Origin of the sequence: Actinotalea ferrariae CF5-4, from assembly GCF_000603945.1 — a bacterium.
Taxonomy (GTDB): Bacteria; Actinomycetota; Actinomycetes; order Actinomycetales; family Cellulomonadaceae; genus Actinotalea; species Actinotalea ferrariae.
Map to the genome: position 1 here is coordinate 1 of NZ_AXCW01000551.1, position 723 is coordinate 723.

2 protein-coding genes are annotated in these 723 nt (G+C 80.1%); both read left to right on the plus strand.

Translation table 11 applies throughout. The features are described from left to right. The coding region (locus N866_RS21820; RefSeq protein ID WP_034229998.1) for an endonuclease/exonuclease/phosphatase family protein at positions 1 to 457 on the plus strand (457 nt) is incomplete at its 5' end. Between the two features lie 14 nt (positions 458 to 471). Continuing rightward, positions 472 to 723: DUF7059 domain-containing protein (locus tag N866_RS19260; protein WP_425393984.1), on the plus strand; the 252-nt coding region annotated here is incomplete at its 3' end.

Here is a 723-nt window from a genome sequence, read left to right on the forward strand (position 1 = left end):
GACGGCGCTCCTGGTGCGGCCGGGGCTCGCCGTGCACGGCGCGCGGTCGATGCGCCTCGCGTGGCGGCCCGGCCGGACCCGGCGGGGGCTCGCGTACGCCGACGTCGCCGGGATCCGGGTCGTCAGCGTGCACCTCGGCCTGTCCGAGGCCGAGCGGGCCGGGCACCTCGTGCGCCTGGGCCACCTCGTCCGGTCCAGCGCCACCGGGGGCGTCGTCGTCGCCGGGGACCTCAACGAGGAGCCGGGGGGCCCGACGCGCCGGGCGCTGGAGCGGTACCTGCGCGACGCGACGGCGGCCGTCGGACCGACCTTCCCGACCCGTCGCCCCCACCGCCGGCTCGACGCGGTCCTCGTCACCGCCGGCCTGCGCGTGAGCGGCGCCCGGCGGGTGCAGGACGAGCGGACCCGGGTCGCGAGCGATCACCTGCCCGTCGTCGTCGACGTCGCCCTGCCGTGAGCGGCGAGGAGGGCATGCCCCGCGTGCAGGCGCCCCTGCTCGAGGCGCTGCGGGAGGACCTGGCCGGGTTCACGGTGGACGCCGTCGAGGAGCTCCTCGGCCCGGTCGCGGGCGCCGCGCTGCACCGCGAGCAGGCGGTCCCGGCGCTGCGGGTGCTGGGCGAGCCGGGTGTGGGCGGGGCGGGCACGCCGGTCGTCGACCCGGTCGCCACCCTGGTCCGCGCGTTCGTCCTCGGCCGGCCGGTCGCGCGCCGGGACCTGGACCGG